We start from the raw sequence: 216 nt of genomic DNA, 5'->3' as shown, positions 1-216 counted from the left end.
AGAACAGATCCTGGCGCGGCTCACCGACCGATACGCACTGCTGACCCGCGGCAGCCGCAGCGCGCCGAGCCGCCAGCAGACCCTGCGGTTGTGCATCGACTGGAGTTACTCGCTGTGCACCCCGGCCGAACAACAGGTGTGGGCCCCGTTGTCGGTGTTCGCCGGCAGCTTCGAACTCGACGCCGCCGAACAGGTGTGCCGGAATGACCTCGCAGC

General features: G+C 67.6%; 1 protein-coding gene. It reads left to right on the top strand.

The window, feature by feature from the left end; translation table 11 throughout:
• On the top strand, window positions 1-216 hold a 216-nt coding region (locus ON44_RS33455), incomplete at both ends, for a hypothetical protein (RefSeq protein WP_040697895.1).

The sequence above is a fragment of the Nocardia vinacea NBRC 16497 genome, from assembly GCF_000308835.1.
Classification (GTDB): domain Bacteria; phylum Actinomycetota; class Actinomycetes; order Mycobacteriales; family Mycobacteriaceae; genus Nocardia; species Nocardia vinacea.
The sequence above is the reverse complement of the archived record's forward strand: the minus strand, read 5'-3'. Positions and strand labels throughout refer to the sequence as shown.